This is a genomic window from Halobacillus litoralis (genome assembly GCF_020524025.1).
Classification (GTDB): Bacteria; Bacillota; Bacilli; order Bacillales; family Halobacillaceae; genus Halobacillus; species Halobacillus litoralis_D.
The window spans coordinates 1,201,885-1,223,807 of record NZ_JAIVKN010000001.1 but is presented as its reverse complement, the minus strand read 5'-3'; the positions used below and the strand labels follow the sequence as shown (position 1 = coordinate 1,223,807).

Annotated in this window: 21 protein-coding genes; 11 read left to right on the top strand and 10 right to left on the bottom strand. The window is 39.8% G+C overall.

Going from position 1 to position 21,923, the window contains the following annotated elements:
* Positions 1 to 66: 66 nt before the first annotated feature.
* From LC036_RS06495 to LC036_RS06485, 3 genes are all read right to left on the bottom strand, one after another.
* Positions 67 to 1,029 (bottom strand): nucleoside hydrolase, encoded by a 963-nt coding sequence (locus LC036_RS06495; protein WP_226579800.1) that lies wholly within the window; start codon positions 1,027 to 1,029, stop codon positions 67 to 69.
* Between the two features lie 343 nt (positions 1,030 to 1,372).
* The gene (locus LC036_RS06490) at positions 1,373 to 1,876 is read right to left on the bottom strand and encodes a peroxiredoxin family protein (protein ID WP_226579797.1); all 504 of its coding nucleotides are present in this window, start codon (positions 1,874 to 1,876) and stop codon (positions 1,373 to 1,375) included.
* A gap of 359 nt (positions 1,877 to 2,235) precedes the next feature.
* Positions 2,236 to 2,379 carry a YjcZ family sporulation protein gene (locus LC036_RS06485; protein ID WP_226579794.1) on the bottom strand — a complete coding sequence of 48 codons (144 nt, stop codon included), beginning with the start codon at positions 2,377 to 2,379 and terminating at the stop codon, positions 2,236 to 2,238.
* A gap of 232 nt (positions 2,380 to 2,611) precedes the next feature.
* Here LC036_RS06485 and LC036_RS06480 point away from each other — a divergent pair, with 232 nt between their 5' ends.
* From LC036_RS06480 to LC036_RS06460, 5 genes are all read left to right on the top strand, one after another.
* Positions 2,612 to 3,427, top strand: coding sequence for a DUF2268 domain-containing protein (locus LC036_RS06480; protein WP_226579791.1), 816 nt, complete (start codon positions 2,612 to 2,614; stop codon positions 3,425 to 3,427).
* A gap of 125 nt (positions 3,428 to 3,552) precedes the next feature.
* Complete coding sequence (locus LC036_RS06475; RefSeq protein WP_226579788.1) at positions 3,553 to 3,798, top strand: stage VI sporulation protein F; 246 nt, start codon at positions 3,553 to 3,555, stop codon at positions 3,796 to 3,798.
* Positions 3,799 to 3,973: 175 nt separating this feature from the next.
* Complete coding sequence (locus tag LC036_RS06470; protein ID WP_226579785.1) at positions 3,974 to 4,408, top strand: DUF4871 domain-containing protein; 435 nt, start codon at positions 3,974 to 3,976, stop codon at positions 4,406 to 4,408.
* Positions 4,409 to 4,419: 11 nt separating this feature from the next.
* On the top strand, positions 4,420 to 4,602 hold the full coding sequence (locus LC036_RS06465; protein ID WP_226579783.1) for a hypothetical protein: 183 nt from the start codon (positions 4,420 to 4,422) through the stop codon (positions 4,600 to 4,602).
* Between the two features lie 198 nt (positions 4,603 to 4,800).
* Positions 4,801 to 5,232, top strand: a complete 432-nt coding sequence (locus LC036_RS06460; RefSeq protein WP_226579780.1) for a GNAT family N-acetyltransferase — start codon at positions 4,801 to 4,803, stop codon at positions 5,230 to 5,232.
* Between the two features lie 269 nt (positions 5,233 to 5,501).
* Here the strand turns inward: LC036_RS06460 and LC036_RS06455 are convergent, their stop codons facing one another.
* From LC036_RS06455 to LC036_RS06440, 4 genes are all read right to left on the bottom strand, one after another.
* On the bottom strand, positions 5,502 to 6,170 hold the full coding sequence (locus LC036_RS06455; protein ID WP_226579778.1) for a type 1 glutamine amidotransferase domain-containing protein: 669 nt from the start codon (positions 6,168 to 6,170) through the stop codon (positions 5,502 to 5,504).
* Between the two features lie 227 nt (positions 6,171 to 6,397).
* Positions 6,398 to 7,348, bottom strand: coding sequence for a metal ABC transporter solute-binding protein, Zn/Mn family (locus LC036_RS06450; RefSeq protein WP_226579774.1), 951 nt, complete (start codon positions 7,346 to 7,348; stop codon positions 6,398 to 6,400).
* A 191-nt stretch (positions 7,349 to 7,539) separates the two neighbouring features.
* Positions 7,540 to 8,397 (bottom strand): metal ABC transporter permease, encoded by an 858-nt coding sequence (locus LC036_RS06445; protein WP_226579771.1) that lies wholly within the window; start codon positions 8,395 to 8,397, stop codon positions 7,540 to 7,542.
* A 5-nt stretch (positions 8,398 to 8,402) separates the two neighbouring features.
* Positions 8,403 to 9,143 (bottom strand): metal ABC transporter ATP-binding protein, encoded by a 741-nt coding sequence (locus LC036_RS06440; protein WP_226579768.1) that lies wholly within the window; start codon positions 9,141 to 9,143, stop codon positions 8,403 to 8,405.
* Between the two features lie 651 nt (positions 9,144 to 9,794).
* Between LC036_RS06440 and LC036_RS06435 the strand changes: the two genes are divergently transcribed.
* The 3 genes from LC036_RS06435 (at position 9,795) to LC036_RS06425 (ending at position 12,918) form a co-directional block, all read left to right on the top strand.
* On the top strand, positions 9,795 to 10,253 hold the full coding sequence (locus tag LC036_RS06435) for an SRPBCC family protein (protein ID WP_226579765.1): 459 nt from the start codon (positions 9,795 to 9,797) through the stop codon (positions 10,251 to 10,253).
* Positions 10,254 to 10,441: 188 nt separating this feature from the next.
* Entirely contained in the window at positions 10,442 to 11,497 is a 1,056-nt protein-coding gene (locus LC036_RS06430) for a HEAT repeat domain-containing protein (protein WP_226579763.1), read from the top strand.
* On the top strand, positions 11,494 to 12,918 hold the full coding sequence (locus LC036_RS06425; RefSeq protein WP_226579760.1) for a glycosyltransferase family 2 protein: 1,425 nt from the start codon (positions 11,494 to 11,496) through the stop codon (positions 12,916 to 12,918). The genes LC036_RS06430 and LC036_RS06425 overlap by 4 nt, the downstream gene beginning before the upstream one ends.
* Positions 12,919 to 12,956: 38 nt before the next feature.
* On the opposite strand, the gene LC036_RS06420 is transcribed toward LC036_RS06425, so the two are convergent.
* Positions 12,957 to 16,139 carry a hypothetical protein gene (locus LC036_RS06420; RefSeq protein WP_226579757.1) on the bottom strand — a complete coding sequence of 1,061 codons (3,183 nt, stop codon included), beginning with the start codon at positions 16,137 to 16,139 and terminating at the stop codon, positions 12,957 to 12,959.
* A 154-nt stretch (positions 16,140 to 16,293) separates the two neighbouring features.
* On the opposite strand from LC036_RS06420, the gene LC036_RS06415 reads away from it, so the two are divergent.
* A complete protein-coding gene (locus tag LC036_RS06415; protein WP_226579753.1) occupies positions 16,294 to 17,370 on the top strand; it encodes a diguanylate cyclase in 1,077 nt (358 codons plus the stop codon).
* A 70-nt stretch (positions 17,371 to 17,440) separates the two neighbouring features.
* Here the strand turns inward: LC036_RS06415 and LC036_RS06410 are convergent, their stop codons facing one another.
* Positions 17,441 to 18,607 carry an iron-containing alcohol dehydrogenase gene (locus LC036_RS06410; RefSeq protein WP_226579750.1) on the bottom strand — a complete coding sequence of 389 codons (1,167 nt, stop codon included), beginning with the start codon at positions 18,605 to 18,607 and terminating at the stop codon, positions 17,441 to 17,443.
* A 227-nt stretch (positions 18,608 to 18,834) separates the two neighbouring features.
* On the bottom strand, positions 18,835 to 19,818 hold the full coding sequence (gene guaC / locus LC036_RS06405; RefSeq protein WP_226579747.1) for a GMP reductase: 984 nt from the start codon (positions 19,816 to 19,818) through the stop codon (positions 18,835 to 18,837).
* Positions 19,819 to 20,134: 316 nt separating this feature from the next.
* Between guaC and LC036_RS06400 the strand changes: the two genes are divergently transcribed.
* Both LC036_RS06400 and LC036_RS06395 read left to right on the top strand, forming a co-directional pair.
* Positions 20,135 to 20,317 carry a hypothetical protein gene (locus tag LC036_RS06400; RefSeq protein ID WP_226579744.1) on the top strand — a complete coding sequence of 61 codons (183 nt, stop codon included), beginning with the start codon at positions 20,135 to 20,137 and terminating at the stop codon, positions 20,315 to 20,317.
* Positions 20,318 to 20,483: 166 nt separating this feature from the next.
* A complete protein-coding gene (locus LC036_RS06395; protein WP_226579741.1) occupies positions 20,484 to 21,923 on the top strand; it encodes an MDR family MFS transporter in 1,440 nt (479 codons plus the stop codon).

Below are 21,923 nucleotides of genomic sequence, written 5' to 3'. Positions count from 1 at the left end.
GTATTCAAATGAAAAGAGTTTATGTTGGCTGGAAGGGTAGGAGTATACAAAAATAAAACAACTGGATCATAAGAAGAGCCTCTTGGAGGTGTCAGTTTTAAGTGGATTACAGATTACTGAAATAAGGTCTTCTATGAACATAGGGTAATCAAACTCTAAACAGATGTGAATTTCTCTTTCAGCAGGTTTAGAATTTTCCCTAAAATCAGCGACTGATATTCCTCTTCCTTCACTTGAAGTTAACACTTCCACTTCTCTTTGTGCGTACTTTCCCATTAGAGGATTAACCATAAGGGAGAGGGTAAGTACATCGTGAAGAGGAGCGCCCTTAATTCCAGGTACTAATTTTTTATAAGCCGAAATGTAGTAACTCATGATGTCATCCATAATATTTACGAGTCCATTGGATGACTCTTTCATAATCTTTTTGACATGATCAGGGGTAATGATAGCTTTATTTGTAACGTTCAGAGGGATAATGAAAATATTGTTGAGGTTACTTAACACTACGTTAGTGGCTACAGGATCCCCGTAAAAGTTTGCCTCGGCGTAGGGGGTTACGTTTCCAGGAACTAAAAATGCTCCCCCCATCATAAAGATCTCCGATATATTTTCAGTGAGCAGATTGCCCAGCAGAAAAAGGGAGGCTAAAGAAGTGTTTCGTCCTAAGTCGACGATCGTAATATCTTTATGATTCCTCAATAGGGTATAAAGTTCCGAGAAGTTAGTCAGTTCCCCTTTGAATGTTTTGGGGACTTGAATAGGTCCTAATCCATCAGGGCCGTGTATTTCAGGATAGAACTCTGGAATTTCACCATCCAGCGGGGCATTGGCCCCTCCTATCACGGGGACATCAGAACGTCCGGCTAATTTCAATAAATAAGCGACATTATTAGTCGCCTGTTCTTTTGCAACATTTCCATAGCTGCTGACAATGGCCAAAATTTGAATTTTTGGGTTTAATAAGGCATACATAATTGCAATGGAGTCATCAATTCCCGGGTCGGCAAAGAGGATAATTTTCTTCATTTAATTCCCCTCTCCTTTATTAGGAAATGTAAATATATAACATCTTACGGTGTGTTAAATCAATTCATGATAAAAAGAAGGGACCCTCTCAAGAAAATTAGTTACCTTCCAGGAGGAAGTTCTGCCTGCTATCTTTATTCTCTTGAATTCTATGGAATTGGCAGGAAGGTGACTTACAAACAATATAAACCAGACAGTTTAAAAACGTTTATTGAACTGTTTTGTACTACAAGCTTTGGAATTTCTCATGTGATAAGCCATTTATTATTTAAATAGGATATCAAAGTCTCCCGCTGTATGTAATAACAGGCAGATCCCTTATTAGGGAACTGCCTGAGAAGAATTATTTTAAGTTGTTTCGAATATATTTAATAGTTTTTCTTAATTCATTCGGGTGTGGACGGCCAAAAGGACTGGTTTGTCTTTGCTGATAGAGAACCTTCCCTTTCTCATCTGTAAGGAAATAGGCAGGTTCTCCATGTGTTCCATGGTCTTCATAAGGAGCGTGTTCATCATGGTAATGCACACCGTATGAGGAGAGGAAATCCAAGTTTTCATCTATCAGCACAGGGAAAGTGAAGTCATGTTCTTTCACCATTTTTTCCAAGCTTTCTTTTGCATCATTGGTGACTGTTATCAAACGGATGTTATGTTCATTAAAGTAGCTCATACTTTCCTGGAAATCGTCCAGTTCACTCATACAAGCCGGGCACCAGGAACCACGGAAGTATACAATCAGGTTCCATTGATCATCAGTTTCTTTCAGTTCGTTGGAAAAGCTGAATGTATTTCCTGACACAGTAGGCAGTTCAAAATCTGGTGCATCTTGATTTAATTTAAATGTCATAAATATGGACACTCCCTTTTCTTTTTAGGTTCCCAGGTCTATACCCTTTTTTCTAGGAATTTAATAATTATGAGCATATACAAAAGGAGAAGACCAACCTAAGGAAAAGGAGGTATCTTTCACAATATATAGGAAAGTACTCTTTAATATACAACTCAGAATTTAATGCAGGATGCTGTGGTGAGGGAAGTATTTTAGAAGGAAGAGAAAGTATTCAAATAATTTAATCATGCAGCCATTCATGTTCATTATGGCTTGTCCTATATGATTTTGTTACACGAGAACCTCCCTTTCTTCTAAAATAGAATGCGCAGCAATTAAAAATAAAGTGCTCCCTATGACAGGAGCGCTTTTTATGGTCAGCTGACGAAAGCTGCTCCAACAATAATTAAAAGAATGAACAGCACAACGATCAGCGCAAAACCTCCGCCGTAACCGTAGCCGCCACCATAGCCATATCCTCCAAAACCGCCATATCCAGGATATCCAAAACCAAAGCCCATGAAAACATCTCCTTTCAAACTTAAATCGAGGGGTGACCCCTCTACACTGTATTCTATGTATTTAAAAAGAAACTGCGTGTGCAATGGTCTAAACCTTTCGAGAGCCCCTTCACGAGATTTATATAAATGGATAAGAGTGAGAAGGTTATACGTATCTCGGTTATTCGGACTCATAATATAATAAAAAGCACCTGAAGGGATGGTAATATTGGGAGTTGTGGATACACACAGAGTGCTGAACGAGTTTATAAAGGAATCCAGGAAGAAGCGGCTGTTTCAATCTTCATATGATCTTCAAAAGGAAATTTTGTGTCAAACCAGTGATCATCCTCTTAAGGAGCTTTCAAAAGATGATATTCATTCGCTTTTACTAAGTTATGGCTTGTTTAAACCGGAAGCGTGGAGAAGAGCTCAGGAGCTTGTGACGCAATGGAAGATCGAGGGTCTCTTTCAAAAAATAGATCAGGAATATCAAAGGTTAAAGAGAGAGTGGCAGGGTCCGGAGGTTCCTTTGTATGTTTATCCATTTAATGAAGGTGGGTTATTTCATAGGAGGGAACATGAGAATAAGGGAGGAGTAGCTTTTAAAGAAGCAATTTATCTATTCTACGGCAAACCAGTAAAAAAGGATGATTGGAAAGCTGTACTAGCCCATGAATACAATCATGTGTGCCGTTTAACAGAAAAAGGAATAAATTTGAATCATGTGTCCCTGCTGGAGTCTCTGGTGATCGAAGGATTAGGAGAGTATGCGGTTTACACCTTATATGGCGGGGCGTACACCGCTCCTTGGACAAAACAATACAAGGATGAAAAATTAGAGGAATTATGGAAAAGTAAATTCCGTCCTTCCCTTAAGAACAGAGGTCAGAAAAACCACCTCGACTTCCTTTATGGAAGTAATAGAAAAGGATTACCAAAGTGGAGTGGGTATCAGCTTGGATATAAGATTATTGAATCCTATCATAATGCTCACCCGGAAGAGAGTTTAAGGACCATGCTGAAGAAGGATGGAAAGACATTACTCAATGGCTCGTCTTTTCCCTGATTGTTTATTTAAGTTACATCAAACCTGCGTTTTAGGAGAAATCGGGACAACTGCTGATACGTGTTTCTTTCACTTTTCATAGGATACTTAGGAGTTCTATGAAAACGTGAAGGAGGTTGACCTTTTTGTTCGATAAATTTGAAAAGAAAACAGGTGTCAAAATGGATGAAGTCTTTAAGCTTGCTCAATCTTTGCAGGGGGCAGACTTCAAAGATGAAAAAACCATTCGAAAAGTTATTAAAAAAGTATCTGCACTAGCCAACCGACCTGTTTCTAAACAGAAAGAAGACATGATTGTAAAAGCCATTCTAGATGGCAATGTGCCAAAAGATTTATCATCGATTGAAAAAATGATGAAGAAAAAGAAATAACAAACTGGTGAAAACTCTTCCTTAATGGACGTAATAGGAAGAGTTTTTGTTTGTCTTTATTGCAGGATCTGCTTGAGAGCATCCTTTTCTGTTTGGAAGAATTACTCACTTAGAAAATTTTGGTATAATAGTTTTTAGAGATGGATTGTGAGTAAATCATGCTAGGAGGGATGCATTGAAGTTGAAGTTTGTTGTTCCAATTGTTTTGCTGTGTATAATCTTAGGCTGTCAAACAAACGAACCTGAAAACGGAGGATCTGCCATTAAGGAGACCGAAACATTTGAGTCTGGTTCTTATACGATGCTTGGTCAGAAAGGGAAGATCGGTTTTATTAAAGCTTCTTTTTCTGCACAGGAGGAGCAAAAGTATATGTGGCATTTTTGGGGAGACGATGAAGAGTTGAAAGGGTCTTTTCGTGTGGAAGGAAAGCAGGAAGAAACCGGTAGGACGATAACGGTTGTAGAAGCAGATGGACTGGGTGGTCCAAATAATGGTGCGGATGCTCATATACCTTCTATCATGAGTTTACCCGATTCAGGGAAGTGGCACTTAGATGCCTACGTTGGAGATCAACTTTTTGGAACGATTACAATAAATGTATCGGAATAAGGAGGAATGGCATGAACGTTTCCATTGCTGCCGTCATTATTGTGTTAAGTGTGGTGGTTGATTACCTCTGGTTTGATGTGGATCGAAAGCGTTGGGGCTGGATGCAGAAATGGACCCGTCTGCAAAAAGGTCTTTTTCTATTTAGCTTTATAGTCGCTGCAATTGTCATCTATACAAGTATGAGTTTCACGTAAAGGGAAAAGAGGATTCAAGGGGTATGACGTAAAGCACCCATGGTAAAGGAGAGGCAATGTATGATCTTGATAGCTGTCATTCTACTAGTTTTTTTGTTTGATTTCACAAAACTCCGTAGTCAAAATAAACGAATGATCAAACAGAATGATAGAATAATTGAATTATTAGAAAGACAAACCAATGAAAGAAGGGAGTGAATGTCCATAGAAGTGCAAAAGATAGAGAATGAAATTGACATCCGTTCTGCTTATAGTGTCATGAAAGAGCTTCGTACTCATCTGGACGAAGAAACGTATGTGGATCTCGTTAAAGAAGCCGGGAAAGTTGATCGGTATCACCTTTATGGGTTGTTCTTAAACAATGAACTATTTTCGGTCATAGGATTTAAGGAGATGACTACGCTTTATTATGGAAGGTTTGTGTGGGTGTGCGATCTTGTAACAAAGAAAAGTGTGCGCTCGAATGGGTATGGAAAAGAACTTTTAAATTTTGTTGAGAAATGGGCAGCAGGTAATGGTTATGAAACTGTGGCTCTGTCCTCTGGTTTATCAAGAAAAAGTGCTCACCGGTTTTATGAAGAAAAGATGGACTATAAGCGTGTAAGTTATGTATTTAAAAATAGTGTATAAAGTAAAATGAGTAGAAGGGGATACGAGGGGGTTTGTACATTTTATAGGTATGTAGCCTTTGAATAAAACGGGGTGAATGGTGATTTATTACATAAAAATCTTGTTTATCAAATGAAGAGGCTCTGTGAAAGTCTATTGTTGGTTCCTGTTCGAATCAAATATAGAAGTTTTTTTACATAATATCACCATTCAGCTTTAACAAAGACAGATAAAAGGGATCTTCTTTCTTAAGAAGATCCCTTTTATCTTATTTACCTTTAATAGTTTTATTAAAATTCTTCCAGAACTTCGATGACTTTTTGAGCAGTACTTTCACTGGACATAGGGTTTTGTCCGGTCACCAATTTGCCATCCCGTACAGAATAATCAGACCAGTTGTCGCCTCGTACGAACTCTGCTCCTTTTTCACGCAGTTTGCTTTCTAAAAGGAAAGGCATATAACTGTCCAGTTCCATCCCGCGTTCTTCTTCATCAGTGAAACCGTTGACGGTTTTTCCTTTCACGATTGGTGTCCCATCAGAATATGTTGCATTAACCAGGCCGGCAGGTCCATGGCATACAGCACTGATGACTTTGTCGTTTTCAGCGAATTGCTGAAGAGCGTATTGAAGCTCTTCACTATCAGGGAAGTCGAACATCGTTCCATGTCCGCCGGGTAGGAAAATGGCGTCATAATTTTCATCAGCGATTTCCTTCGTTAAAGCTTCGGTATCTTCCAGTTGTTTTTCTGCTTCATTCCACTGGGAAGTTTCTTCTTCAGGTATACTGTTCGGATCTAATTCCACTTTCCCGCCGGAAATAGAAGTTACACGAACATCATAACCCTGCTCCTTAAACATGTTATAAGGAGCGGCAAACTCCTCTAACCATAATCCAGTCTTATGTTCTTCAGTAATTTTGGTGTGATTGGTTACGACCATTAGAATACGTTTACTCATCAGTTTATTTCCTCCTAAAGATTCATGGTTGTCTTTCCACACTCTATATACCACGAATAACTGGAATCCTAACATTTTAATCGTTCCATTTATTTTATCCTCTCATTAACTCGATAAAAAAAGATGGAATATGCGCTTTAAAAGGACCTCCTCATAGGTATGTATAGATAATAGTTGGAAAAAAAGAAAACACAACCTCATTTATATTGAGGTTGTGTCTTCGCGTTTTATTTTCCGTCTGTTAATCCGTCCTTAATGGTCTTTATATTCCATTTCATCATGGAAATATACGTATCTCCATCTTCACCAGGCTCAGCCAGGGAGTCTGTAAACACTTTACCCATAATAGGTACATCCGTTTCATTGGATACAGCTTCCATGCTTCTAGGGTCAATACTGGTTTCTAAGAATAACCCTGTGATTTTCTTGTCATTAATAATATCTACAATTCTTGTGATTTGATCAGGGGTTCCTTGATTTTCCTGGTTGATTTCCCAAATGTACTCAGCTTGGAATCCGTAGGCATCACTAAAGTATTTAAAGGCACCTTCACTTGTAACAAGGACACGCTCATCTTTAGGGATTTCGTTAAATTGCTCAACAGCTGAGTCATGTAGTTCTTGAAGTTCAGCAATATATTCTTCTGCATTTTTTTCATAAACTTCTTTATTTTCAGGATCTACTTTGATAAGGCCGTCTCTTGCATTTTCGGCATATTTAATACCATTACGAATATCTAACCAGGCATGAGGGTCTTCTTCTCCTTCATTACCTTCAGATGTTAAGTACATAGCCTCAACACCTTCACTCATTAAGAAGACAGGTGCATCTTCACCTTCTTTTCCGCCCGTTTCCATCAATTTGTTGAACCATGAATTCCCTGCCTCAAGGTTTAAGCCATTGTAGAACACAGCTTCAGCATCGGTCGTTTTCTTCACATCTTCCGGCAGTGGATCATACTCGTGAGGGTTGGAACCAATTGGAGCCAGACTATGGATATCAACTAAATCTCCCCCAACGTTTTTAACGATGTCGTAAACGATAGAATAGGTGGTGACTACTTGAACTTTTCCGTCATCTTCATTATTTGTTCCATTTGCTCCTTGACTGCCACAGGCAGCCAGGAGTATGAGAGTGATGAGAGCAGCTGCTAAAAATAAAAACTTTTTCTTAAGCATTCTATCTTCCCCTTTAGTGATTTTTCGTTATTTTTGTTGCCTTAAACAGTATATTGCTATTAGATTCAAGAGATGACCCATCACGTTCGAACACAGGCCAAATCAAGCTTATTAGAGAAGAACGGAGCGTCTCCTTCGTTATTGTCCAACCGGTATGATGTTTGTAGGTTTAGTCCGTTGAGCATGCAATTCTAAATAAGAGAAGCTCTTTTTTTCCGGACTTTTAACATTTTCCATAACAAACCGTGCTTTGGAGAGAATAAGAAAACCAAGATAAAAATGGCTGTAGCTGCCATTACAATGGTAGCTCCTGAAGCTAGATTGTAAGTAAAGCTGAAATAAAGTCCGACGACAGCAGAGGTGACCCCGATTCCAGCTGAGAGAAAGATCATGATAGATAAACGCTCGGTTAATAAGTAGGCAGCAGCAGCTGGTGTGATCAGCATCGCTACCACTAATACAATTCCGACGGTTTGCAGAGAAGCGACTGTTACCATTGTCAGTAATGTCATAAGGAAATAGTGAATCATTCGGACTGGAAGGCCATAAGCTGCTCCCATCGTTTCATCGAAGGAAGTAACCAATAATTCTTTATAAAAGAGGTAAACCGCACCTAAAACAAAAAGCCCAATCGCTAGAGTGATCCACATATCCGATGATCGTACGGCAAGCACGTTACCAAACAATATATGATATAAATCTGTGCTGCTTTTCAACATTGTAATCACGATAATCCCTGCAGCGAAAGCTGCTGTGAACATGATTCCTATAGATGTATCATGTTTGATACGGCTGTTCTGAGTAACAAAACCAATAGCAATAGCAGTGAGCACACCACTGAACACAGCACCAAAAAAGAAATTAATTCCCAGCATATATGAAATCGCAACGCCTGGTAACACGGCATGAGATATCGCATCTCCCATCAGCGCCATACCTCTAAGGATAATGAAACAACCGATAACGCCGCAGATAATGCCGACCATAACGGATGTAAGTAACGCTTTTTGTAGAAAGCCATACTGCATGACTGCTTCAATAAAAGCCATTCCTTCTACACTCCCATCTCATTCATAAATGCAAACTGACTTTTGTAGGCTCTTTCAATAATGTCCGTCTGGAAGACTTCACTGACTGCACCAAAGCCAATCAACTCTTTATTCAGCAATATAAGTTGATTGAAATAATCATTAGCTTTACTGAGGTCATGATGGACCACAATGACCGTTTTTCCTTGCCAGCATAATTCTTTAAGGATCTTGACAATTGTTTCTTCACTTGAGACATCCACACCCACAAATGGTTCATCAAGAAAAAATACTTCAGCGTTTTGAGCGAGTGCTCTGGCGAGGAAAACACGCTGCTGTTGTCCGCCGGATAATTCCCCGATTTGTCTCTTGCTGAATTCTTCCATACCTACACGTTCGAGGCATTCCATAGCCCATAATTTGTCTTTTTTCTTTGGCCGCCTGAAGAGCTTGAGATTTGGATATGTTCCAAGAAGTACCGCATCAAGAACAGTAATTGGAAAATCCCAATCAATATCATTTCTTTGGGGAACATAAGCAATCTTTTTCCTTACTTCATTAATCGACTTGCCGAGAACCATTACGTCGCCTTTATCTTTTGGAATAAGATTGAGCAACGCTTTCAAAAACGTGGATTTCCCAGCACCGTTAGGACCGATGATTCCTACAAGGTTTCCCGGGTTGACGGATAAACTGACTCCTTTAATGGCTTCATTTCCATAATAGGAAACATGAAGGTCTTTTATAGAGATGGCTGCATACTTCATACTTTTCCTCCTCTTATTTGTAGGACAATCTTTAATTCACCTTAACAAGTTAGGTTGCATTCATTTTTTTGGCATATTTTCATGAAAATTTGTAATACGCATATAAATTTCCTTGGTGCAACTTTTGGATAAAAAATTTTTTACCCTTTACTATATGGGCTTCGGCTTGAAAAGTTGACAAATTTGATGAGCGCTCAAAAAGTTTCCTTAGTGCAAAATATATAGATTAAACCATAAAAAGTCAAGGGGAATATCAAAAACTTAGCTGGAATTAATTATGTACCATACTGTTGAAAGTTAGATCATTATGGTTAAAAATATTTTATTTCAGTCAAGGTGTTGATTTTTTGAAATGAGGAGTCAATAAATGGTGAAGACGGTCTTCGCGACCAAATTTTGGGAGTCATTAATAAAAAATAACACGTCTATAAGGTATGCATTTATGATTACCAAAGAAACAATAAATGAAAAAAGCCTCAGTAATACAAGAGTTCTGGTCAAACTCAGGTTGACTCTAAGGTGCGCTGCGCGGTTTACTAGAGGAAGCAGGGGATACATTCTGCATTTGATCGGTATGTCTGCAGAAATGATATCGAATCCACTCAAAATAGAAACTACACAGTTTTTATCAGCTTACAAGGAGGAAGAAGAATGATCCAATGGGAAAAAGAAAAAAAGATTGAGGCTCCGATTGATCAGGTTTGGGAATTATTTGCTGATCGTAATATAAAACGGATTATGCCGAAAGTGGAAGAGCATGAACTTATTGAAGGAAGTGAAACAGAGGCTGGTGCTAAACACCGCCAGACGTATAGAGAAGGGAAGCGCCTTGAAACATATACTGTTGAAACACTAGCTTATGAAGATCATGCGGAGCGAAAACATAAAACAATCACATTTGTCATTGGTGGAGCGTTTGAGGTCAAGGCATCTTTTACTTTGGAAAAGATAGGGGAAACCGAGACAAAGATCATTTATGCCGGGCAGAACAAAGGGGTGAATCTTATAGCGCGGGCAATGATGAAGCTTGCAAATAAAAAAGGCAACGACAAGGTTGTTCAGGAATTTGTCGATCGTGTGGAAAAGGAAGCCCTACATCCAGATGTTTAAATAGGAAAACTTGCCATAAGGCGGGTTTTATTTATTAGTAAGATATAGCGTAAGAGTTTTTATGGTTATTAGAAGTCAAAGGTGGGGTGGTCTGACATTGTGACATGATATAATTGATGGTACTTACCAGGTTAAATAGAAGAAGCTGTGCTTTTTTTGTTCATTATAATGGAAAGTAGAAGGTGAGGATGGAAGTGGTTGAAACAGTGGTATGGATTATTGCTGGTTTGGTGTTGATACAGCTGGCTTTACTTGTCAATCTCCTTGTAAAGAAATCTAGTAAAATAAATATGGAACTGACCATACAAAGGCATTTAATACGACTTGAAGCCGACTATTGGGCGTTCCTTTTTTACGATAAACAGGATGAGCCTGAACTTCCGTCTAATCCTTCTGAGCGCGTTCAAGTTATCGAACGCATCCTTAATAAAGTAGTTGACGAGGTAAAGGGCGACGTAGAAACAACAAGAGTACAGGAAGCTGCTCATAAATACTTATCCAATCCATATAAAAAATACTTACATCAAGGAAGCTGGTCACAACGGGTAAATACGCTTTATTACTTAGAAGATTTTCAAATGGCAGATTTAAAAGAGGAGGTTTATCATCACTTCCTTCGATTGGAGAATATAGATGAAGAGTATCGTCAAACGTTACGGGTACTGGCCTCCTTCCGAGATGAGAGGATGATCCGTGTTCTTTTAAATCAAAATGATCTGCCTCAGAGATTAGTGAAACAGATGCTTTATCGGTTTCCGAAAGACTTCATTTACCAAATGATCCAAATTATAAATGATGAAGCTGGTCGTGTACCTTACAATGTTCACATCGGATTAATCACCTTCTGCGGAGAAAAAGGAGATTCTGATTATCTTGACTTTGTAGAGACAAGGCTTCACTTTCCCTCGAAGGAGCTTCGCTTAAAAGCATTAAAAAGCTTAACAGAAATGTGCGCATGTTCCGATCTATCATTATTGGAGAAGTATTATCATTCACCTCTGTGGGAAGAGCGTATGTACGCTGCAAAGCTGGCCGGTATATTAAAGATATCTCAAGCCAAAGATATCCTGCTGACCTTGGCAGGAGATGGTGAATGGTGGGTTCGGTACGCAGCTTGTGAAGCTTTAAGACGACTGCCGGATGGTCAGGAGATCCTTTCCGCCACAGCTGATCAGCATGAGGACAGATTTGCACGGGATATGGCTCAACAGTTGTTAACAGTGAAGGTGGGTGAAAGCGTATGAATCCTGATATTCTTACGGGTATTGTTGATGTGGCTGCAGCTATGGTCATCTTTTATATGATTGTTGTCGCACTTATTTATTTGGTTTTGTTTTTAATTGCTGGTCCAAAAATCAGAAAAGAAAGAGAACTGAACCGAGAGGAATTGATTGAGGATACCGCTGTTAATAAAGATACGTTCCCGGTCTCTGTCCTTGTTCCTGCCTATAATGAAGAGGTTGGTGTAGTGAGTACAGCACGTTCTATGCTTGCTCTTCATTATCCTCAGTTTGAAGTGATCGTAATTGATGATGGTTCTATAGATCAAACAGCGGAACGAATGATTCATGCTTTTGACATGCAGCCAATTAATCTAGCTGTGCGCAGGCATTTTCAAACGAAGGAAGTGGTGCGGGGCTATCAGTCTAAGACCCACTCGAATCTTTATTTGTTACAGAAAGAAAATGGAGGCAAGGCTGACGCCTTAAATGCAGGGATCAATTTTTCTAAATACCCATACTTCGCAGCTATTGACGGCGATTCTCTACTTGACCGTGATGCTCTATTAAAAACGATGAAACCAATCATCGATTCTAACGGACTGGTTACGGCTACAGGGGGGACTGTTCGAATAGCAAACGGATCGAACATTGTTCAAAACAGAGTGGAAAAGATTGGACTAGCCAGGCAGCCCATGGTCATAATGCAGATCATTGAATATTTCCGTGCATTTTTAATAGGTCGTTTAGGGTTGTCCCGTATGAATATTCTTCTTATTATATCCGGTGCATTCGGGGTGTTTGAAAAAAGCAGGGTCATCCGTGCAGGCGGTTATGATTCAAATACAGTGGGTGAAGATATGGAGTTGGTTGTGCGTATTCACCGTACTCTGAAAGAAGAGCATTCAAAGCAGAGGATCGAATATATTCAGGACCCCGTCTGCTGGACGGAAGCTCCATCAACGTTTGCTTCTTTGAGAGCTCAGCGTAAGCGATGGCAGAAAGGGCTGGCTGAGACATTATGGAAACACCGGAAGATGATGCTGAATCCAAAGTATCAAGGCATTGGCATGTTTTCCATGCCTTATTATCTTATTGTAGAGTTACTCAGTTCTTTATTTGAACTGCTCGGTTATCTAATTATTATTCTCGGAATCTTTTTTTCTTTCATCACAATGGAAACGACGATTATGATGGGACTGTTCACCGTGTTTTATGGTTCATTGTTATCTTCTCTTGCTGTTTTATTGGAAGAGTGGACCTATCATAAATATCCGGATTTAAAGAGTATATGTCTTTTATACTTATGGAGTTTGACAGAAAGTTTTTGGTTCCGGCCACTAGTTGTGTGGTGGAGATGTGAAGGACTGCTGCTTGCTTTGACAAAAAAGAAAAGCGAGTGGGGGGATATGAACAGAAAAGGACTGTCACAGGAACACACGTAAAGCGAAGCCCCAAATGGGACTTCGCTTTTCTAATGGTATTATTTTATTTGAGAGAAAAGTTTCTGAATGATCAAATAAGATTCCTTGAGTCGTTCTTCATAGGCTGGTAAATCCCATCTCTCCCAAGTATACCGGGCGGCGATCTCAGATGAAAAAGCATCTGTTGTTTTTCCTTTTTCTTTAACCACAGACGTAATATCCAGTCCTTCGACAGTCTGTGATGCTTCTATTCCGTCTTCTGAAAGGTCCCCGATAAATTCTTTCTGACTTGGGTCCCTGGCATTAAGAAGCATCCATGGAATTCTAAGTTCTAAGATCTCTGTATCCGTGGAATAAAAATAATCAGAAAGTGAATCATAACCTTTATCCTCAGGATCACCTATACCGAACCTCAAAGCACCAGTCTCATAGGATTCAAAGGGGAATTTTTCCCCTGTATCCGGTCGGACAAGGCCTTTGTTTAATGCTAATCGAATAGGGTGAAAGTTCTCACCTTCATAAGGGTCATCAACCATCTTCAACTTTTCAACATAGTCAAAATGGAAGACGTCATAATCTTGGGCTACTTCTATTTCTGCATCTTTTTTATTCTTAATAGTTACGCGGAAGTCAGAAAGGAGAGGAGTGTCATCAGTCTCAACTCCTTGATCAGGGCGGACACTGAAATGGATCTGATAGTCTTTTTCCTCCCAGAACTTGTCAGTTAAATCCTCAAACGTTGTCTTTATATAAACATAACGTTCATCATGATCAACGGTCATTTCACGTAAATCACCGTCTTTTTTCTTATAAAGTGTTTTTCCATCCGTCCAATCATTTTGTCCGTTTAATTTGACTTTAAGTCGATCAAAGCTTAACAGGCCGAATTGCTGTTCGTTTGTTTGAGCATTGGACCAGTAAGGACGTCGGTCAGGGTTATCATAGTCCATCGTATTCCATGTACGCTTAAACCACTCATCCTGCCAGCTGAATACCAATCCGCCAAGTAAGTCTTCTGCTAGGATATCTTCATAAAGGTGTTTAACAATTTGTCCCTGTTCCGTTTCCGAGATAAATCCCTGATTCCATCCAAGTGGGTTTTCGTGGGTTTTTCCTCTCGATGCCGGGATGCCGAATTCAGCAATGAGAATCGGCAGGTTATGAGAATCATTTAGATTTTTCAGATAACCGGCATAGTTATTCCGTCCGCCTCGATGATCGATATACTCCGTGTATTTTTCTTCGATATTCAGAAAATCAGGATAATAGGGGTACACGTGATAGGAGGCAAACATTCCTGTTGCAGCTGACTGTCCTTTAGGTAAGATATGGTTGGGATCAATCACTGCAAGATCTTCCTGCTCTAATGGTTCAGCAGGCTGTTCTATGTTATCTGTGGTTACCCAGTTGGTGAAACTTAATGGACGTATACTTTCATATTTATCAATTTCATAAGACCCCAGGAAATCCATTTGCTGGGCAAGCCAGTACTCCATCGGGTCTGCCCCTTTTGTTTTCGTAATAGTTCCTTCAAAGTCCCCAAGCTCCGGGTAATCTTTTTTCATTTGGTCTACCATCATCGGAAACCATTCTATTCCAATGATCCAGCCAATAACATAAGGGGAGATGTCTGTGGTGTATAAGCCGGATGCATGACCAGGTTCCTTGGATACATCAGCATTTCCGTGTATGACATCAACAATTTTTTTCATTTCTTTCTGGAAATCTGCTGTAATGTCTTTATCAAAAGCATCTTTCTTTTCTTCTAAAGGTTCTTCATCAATCCATACGCCGTGAAACACATAGAGCGGCTGATCAGCCCTTTTATTATATTCTGCAAGTGCATCATAAAATTCAGGAGGATGAAGAGTATAGATTCTGATGGCATTTGCATTCATGTCTCCTATCTGTTGGAACCAGCGAGCATACTCTTCTTTGTTGATGGCCGCCTCCCCAGGGAAATATCCTGGTTTGCCCATGCCGATATTTACACCTTTAATCCTCAACGGTATCCATTCATTGTTCTGATAGACTTCTATTTTATTTTCTGATACACGGGAGGGGTGATGAATTCCTTCTGTAACGGCCTGGCTGACCGGATCGACTTTCTGTTTTTCTTCCTTTATAGAAAGATCTGCGAGGATTTCCTGCATCATCGGTTGATATGTACTCCAAAAGAAGCTGTCTTCTGCATGTGGCTGAATATGAGCCATCCACTGCTTCACTTTGGCAAATCCTTTGTATTGATAAATAGGAGGAACATCTGATAGGTCCACATAGTCGCCTGCGAAATAATAACGGTCTGAAGTTTTCTCTTTTTGATAAAGGATAGCTGGGAATGTGGCAGGGATCTGATGTTTCTTCATTTTTTTCCTTCCGCTTACAGTCAGTTGTATATTATATTCAGCAAGAACGTCAGCTTCATCTGTGGGTTCTAAAATATCAAACCAATAAGTGTAAGGGGTGCTTTTCTCTAGGTTGAGACGCTTAGTTCCTTCCTTTGTAAAAGACGCGAGAATATCTGAGTCGCTTAAGTCTCCGTTTTCCTCAGATAGAACAAAAATTTTTGAGGAAAATTCATGAATGAAGACAATGCCTTTCCCTTGATAGGACCATTTTCCTTTTTCATCTTCATACCTTGAAATTATCCAGGTCGGTACTTCATCTTGATTTTGAGATAATTCATTAAAATGGCGGCCGATCCAGCCTTTCCATTCAATTCCTAAGTATTCGGTGATGTTTTTCCTTACAGCTTCACTGGTAGGAGAGGCAAAGCTGTTAAATTCCATAATGAGATCCTTCCCATGAATCTCTGTTTCCTTCTCAATGGTTTTCCAATCCTCCATGGTCATTCCGCCTTCAATCAGCCTGGAAGATTGACCAGCATTGGTCTGCTCGTCCCATGGAACATCTTCTTTATATATGCCATAAGTATCTGCGACGTAAATTAAATCCGTATTGCTCAGCGTGGATGGCAGTGGATTTTCGGTTATTTTCTTTTTATGTTCGTCAGGTATCATTCCATAATAGTCAGACGCTCTATAGGGTTGATTTTGATTTGTTGTGTATTGGTTGTAATTTAAAAGCCATGTAAGGCTGTTATGTTCTCGGAAGCTCTCATCTGGAACGGTTTGATCAATAATGCATACATGATAAGATTCTTTTGCTGTAGACTGCCAAAAGAGATAAGGAAGACTGACAGACAGTAAAAATAGCAGGATAAATAGAATAGATTTTCTCATTGGGTTCCTCCAAAATCTAAGGAAAAATTTGTCTTGTGTTCATTATAATCGTTCTTTTTGACGTTGAACACTCTTTATATAAAACCGATGAGAAAACAGGGACTTGATGGTATACTAGCTGTAAGTTGTCGAAAGATGGGTGATGATGGAAATGATGGAAATATTTAAGGATTGGATAGCGAATATTTCTGTGATGATTGCGGGTTTTTACATAGTAGGGAAACTAATTAAAGAACCGGTCACTATCTACTCTAAGTACAGAGAAAAATATCGAATGGGTTATTTGGGGGCGGCTATTGGTCTGCTTTTAATGTTTTTCTCCATTCAAGTTACAGATGAAGTCATGATTGACCTTCGTCATATTCCTCTAATTCTTGTCGCTTATTTTGCTGGTATCGGTCCAGCAATCGTTTGTGCAGGAATTCTTGCTTTTTCACGCTTCTTCTTTGGGGTAAGCGATTCATCCATTCTTGCTTTTGCCACAACCATCATCGTTGGTGTTAGTGTTGGTCTTGTCGGTAAATATTTTAGGGGGGAAGGGTTTAGGACGAATATTCTCCTTAATATTGTAAGTATGGCAATCATCTCGATTCATTTAGGGGTGGTGCTTCCGGAGTCAGTCTCTAACTTCGAAGTGGTTGTTTACTTTTGGATTGTAGCTATACCTGCAGGGCTTTTCGCGCTGCTCTTTTTTAAGGATATTCAAAAGTCCAAACGGCTTGTTCTTCAACTGGCCAACGATTCTCAAACGGATTATCTGACTGGCGTAGGAAATGTTCGGTTTTTTTATCGAAGATTGAATGAATACATTCGAGGAGCACAAAAAAAGGAGAAAGCCTTCGCTTTGCTGCTTCTGGATATCGACCATTTTAAAAAGGTCAACGATACATATGGTCATGATGCCGGCGATCAAATCTTAATGCAGTTGAGTGAACTGCTTCAGTCCAGTGCACGTTATACAGACGAAGTCTCCAGGAACGGGGGAGAGGAGTTCTCTATTCTTCTGCCTCAATGCAGCGCAGGGACTGCCCGGGAAGTTGCTGAAAGAATACGCAAAGCTGTAGAAAATTATAAATTCAAACTTCCTGATGGACGATTCATTCACCTGACGATCTCTATTGGAATCAGTCATTATGGAGACGGTGCCTTTCTTCCTGAAGAGTTGTATAAGAAAGCGGATGAAGCTCTTTATTATGCAAAGGAAACAGGTAGGAATAAGGTGTGTATCTAACAGGGGGTCTGAGAGTAATTAACGAAAAAAGCAGTCCCTCAAAAAGGGACTGCTTTTTTATGATCGTTTTTTAAAAGGTGACTTCCTGTCCATAATAAGCAGCAACGAATAACATCTTCATCTCTTCTACAGATGTTTCTCTAGGATTGGTTCCTGTACATGGATCTTCAACTGCATTTTTTGCCATTTGACTTACATTTTCCTTGAACGTTTCTTCGTCCACACCAAAATCTTTTAGTGTATTAGGAACTCCCATGTCCTTATTAAGCTGACGAACCCATTCGATTAAGGCATCCACAAGCTCCTTGTCAGAACCACCTTTAAGGCCAATGCGCTTGGCTAGAGCAGCATAACGATCCTCTACTTCTTTACGGTTAAATTGGATGACGTATGGAAGGTAAATCCCATTGGCGCATCCATGGGGAACGCCAAACGTCGGTCCACTCTTATGAGCCAGGCTGTGAACGTTCCCAAGAACAGCATTAGCAAACGCCATACCAGCCATCGCCTGAGCGTAATGGACCTCCTCACGTGCGTCCTTATCTTCGTTATAAGAAGGGAGAAGATTATTTTTTAAGATGTCCAATGCTTCAATAGATAATGAGTTAGTAAATGTAGTGCGCGGCTTAGCAACATAGGCTTCAATGCTGTGTGTAACAGCATCCATGCCGCTGTAAGCTGTGACGTGCTTTGGCATAGATTCAACCATAACCGGGTCAATAACAGCTAAGTCCGGTGTCAGTTCAAAGTCAGCGAGAGGATATTTAACGCCTGTTTCCGACTCTGTGATTACCGATAGATTTGAAATTTCAGAGGCGGTGCCACTGGTGGTCGGGATACCGACAAATTTTGCTTTTTTTCGAAGCTTAGGAAGGTTAAACGGTTCCATCGCATCTTGAAAGCTTAGATTTGGATGCTCATAGAAAATCCATAACGCTTTTGCGGCGTCCATTGGAGATCCCCCGCCGATTCCAATAATCCAATCCGGACCAAAGCTTTTTACTTCTTCCAAGTGGCTTTTTACGAGATTCGTAGATGGTTCCTCTGTTATCCCTTCAATAATCTTTGTTTCAATATTTGCCTCAGATAAATTCTTTTCAATGATATCAAGGTTTCCGTTTTCTTTAACGGATCCGCCTCCAATGACTAATAAGGCTTTCTTTCCTTCAATATCCTTTAATATATCTAAAGCATTCTCCCCAAAGTAAATGTCACGTGGAATTGTAAAACGATTCATTTTAAAGCCTCCAGTTATAGAATTGCTTGCACAAGGAGAGATTAGCCGTTCCTCCATTCAGTTAAACTTCATGAGAGCCAGCAAGGGACAATTTGGTTCATTAGTCACTGGTTTGGTATGTTTTTCTCAACGTTTATTTATTGATTTAGATAAAGCATTGAAAGAAGGGAGTATAAACCAGATCTTAAGAAAAGGAGCAAGCCTTTTGGCCTGCTCCTTTTTTATGTTTAATATACTTTGTCACCATTGAAGATGGAATTTTTAACAACAACATAATCAACATGACGAATGGCTTCAAGATCGGTTCCACCTGCATAGCTGATCGCTGATTGAAGGTCCTGTTCCATTTCTGTCAACGTATCATTCAACGCTCCTTTATGTTCCACGAACATTTTCTTACCTTCCACGTTTTTCTTTTCCCCTTTTTGAAACTCGGAAGCGGATCCGAAATACTCTTTATAGAGCTTTCCTTCTTTCTCGACTGTGTCTCCTGGGGACTCTTCATGTCCTGCGAAAAGAGATCCAATCATTACCATTGTAGCACCAAAACGAACAGACTTAGCTATGTCTCCATGAGTACGAATACCCCCGTCTGCGATAATAGGTTTTGTCGCAGCTTTCGCACACCAGCGAAGGGCCGCCAGCTGCCATCCACCAGTACCAAATCCAGTTTTAACCTTTGTAATACAGACTTTTCCCGGGCCAATCCCTACTTTGGTTGCATCAGCACCAGCGTTTTCCAGTTCACGTACGGCTTCTGGTGTCCCCACGTTTCCAGCGATAACAAATGTGGATGGAATGTGTTCTTTAATATGCTGAATCATATCAATGACGGCTTTTGAATGTCCATGAGCGATATCAATAGTAATAAATTCAGGTATCACTTGTTTCACAGCTAACTGTTTTACAAATTGATATTCTTCAGGCTTTACTCCTACACTTATGGAGGAAATCAGACCTTTAGATTTCATCTTTTCAATAAAAGTTAAACGTGTTTCAGGTTCAAAACGGTGCATAACATAAAAGTAACCATCTTCAGCGAGTTTCGCAGCAATTCTTTCATCAATAATCGTCTGCATGTTAGCAGGAACAACTGGAAGTTTAAATTTATAATTACCAAGCGTAACAGAAGGATCACATTCAGTTCGACTGTTAACGACACATTTCGCGGGAATTAACTGAATATCTTCATAATCAAATACATTTTCCATTAGTTTCACTCCTGAAATACGAATATTTATTTTAATTATAATTGTAATTGTTCGTACATTAGTAATTTACAATAGATTCCTTCAGGTGTCAAAGGATTATGGGGAAATAAGTAGAAAAAGGGGATATATATGTTCAAACATCAGGTAGATGATGAGATTTCCTTGAATACTGGAGGGGAGGAAGACGCTCTGCATTTGTTTAATCTGACAAGCCTGGAGACAAAACTTTAGAAGATACCAATGCTATTATTTAATTAGGTAAAAGAGTTTCTGTAACCAAAAGCCTGACATCAATAAACTTATATCAGGGTGATGGTTGAAGGTGCACCTGGCTTTAGTAGACTGGATCATACAAATTAAACCAGTGGTAATTGGATACTGGTTTGGCCGTAGTTTTCAAAACCAAAAGAATTATGGCGCGAACAGTGAAGTCGCTCATTATCTATGCAATGGAAGAATAATGGATGAATCGATTGGTAATTTGTGCAGCAGAAAATGAAAAAGTCGAGCGCTGCCTGAGAGGCCGTGTCTGATTGTAAATTGTAAAAAGATTAACGTTCGACTCCTGGATCATCATTCTATGAAACAAAAAAGTTGCAATCCGCTTATGATGTAGGGCAGGATAGGGATGGACTATATTTTGAAACTGATTCTGGAGGAAATGAATGGAAACAACTTACAATAGAAAAATAATTTTAGCTACATTTATGATTGGTGCTTTTTTTGCCATTCTAAACGAAACCCTGCTCAATATTGCTCTGACGGAATTGATGGAAGTTTTCAATCTTGATGCTCCTACCGTTCAGTGGATGGCGACCGGGTTCATGTTGGTTATGGGGATTTTAATGCCGATTTCTGCTTTATTAATCCAATGGTTCACGACCAGGCAGATGTTTATTGGTGTGATGACCATTTTTCTTGCTGGTACAGCGATTGCAGCGGCCGCTCTTAACTTTCCGATGCTCTTAACAGGAAGGATGATTCAGGCTGTTGGTACAGGGCTTCTCATACCCGTGATTATGAATGCTCTGCTCCTTCTTTACGAACCAGAAGTACGGGGACGGATTATGGGAACCTTCGGCCTTGTTATTATGTTTGCTCCTGCAATTGGACCAACGTTATCTGGTGTTATCGTCGATTATCTTGGATGGCGCTGGCTCTTTATTTCTGTCCTTCCATTTGCGGCGTTTTCGGTTATTTTTGCGTGGAAATTCTTACAGAATGTTGGAGAAGTCACTCGTCCCAAAGCAGATGTTCTATCCATTTTACTTTCTTCTATAGGTATCGGAGGACTTGTCTATGGATTCAGCAGTGCAGGAGAGAGCGGCGAAGGGTTTTCCTCTATTCGAACTCTTCTTATAATAACTGTAGGGGTGCTTAGTATACTAGTGTTTGTCCTACGTCAGTTGAAATTGGAAGAGCCGCTTCTGGATGTACGTGTCTTTCAATATAAGAGTTATGCAAGAGGAATCGCGATCTTTGTGATTGTGATTATGGCCATGTTCGCATCAGAAATCGTCATGCCGATGTATCTGCAGGGTCCTCTTGGCTACTCTGCCAAAATAGCAGGTCTGCTCCTTTTACCGGGGGCACTCTTAAATGGTTTGATGTCACCTGTTATGGGGACGTTATTTGATAAGTTTGGACCACGGAAGTTGATTATACCAGGCACGCTTGTATTAGTGGGTGTAATGTTGTATTTCAGCTTTATTAATCCTGCTATTCCAACCTGGTCGTTTATCTTAGCCTACATTTTGCTTATGCTTGCTATATCGGCAATCATGATGCCATCCCAAACGAATGCCTTGAATGAACTTCCAAAGCATTTATACCCTCATGGAACAGCGATTGCCAACACACTTCAACCGATTGGAGGAGCACTCGGTGTTTCAATATTTGTCAGCATTATGACCCAGGGGCAGCAGAATTATCTGAATGAACAGTCAGGCGGAATTACCAACAGTGTAATGGAAAAAGCAATGACTGCTGGTGTTCATCATGCGTACTGGTTTGCTCTTGGTTTAGCAGTCCTTACATTTGGGATCGCTCTTTTTATTAGAAAAGCCGTGTCTCCGGACTATGAACAGAAAGAAAGTCAAAATTAA